General features: G+C 45.0%; 1 protein-coding gene. It reads right to left on the bottom strand.

What is annotated here, in order from left to right; translation table 11 throughout:
- The coding region (locus UF05_RS17335) for an alanine racemase (protein ID WP_048852626.1) at positions 1-407 on the bottom strand (407 nt) is incomplete at both ends.

Genomic DNA, 407 nt, shown 5'->3' on the forward strand with positions numbered 1-407 from the left:
CGTTTTTAATTCAAATTCTGCAATGAGCCATTCCGGGCTTTCTTGAAATGATCCATGTTGAGCGCTTACTTCTTTTGCTTTGTAATTCGGGAAGGAATACATGTTACCGACAATCTCAACGCCAGATTGCTTAGCAATCGCAAGGGCTTCTTTTTTGCCGTTTTCGGTCGTCATATCAGTGCCGTTACGACCCATACCGCCGTCATTAAGCGCAAGGTGAGCTTTGACTGTCTTGTTTGCTTTTTTAGAGAGTGCAGCTATCTCCTTTGCTTGATCAAGCGTGCCGATTAGCTCTTCAACATTAAGATCAAGTGCACCTTCAATATCGCCAATCGCTGCTGAGCGAACACGCATTAATTGACCTTTAAAGCCGCTGTCGCGCACGACTTGTGCTTCTGCATTACTTG

It is taken from the genome of Vibrio sp. S457-15 (genome assembly GCF_000960545.1).
GTDB lineage: Bacteria > Pseudomonadota > Gammaproteobacteria > Enterobacterales > Vibrionaceae > Vibrio > Vibrio parahaemolyticus.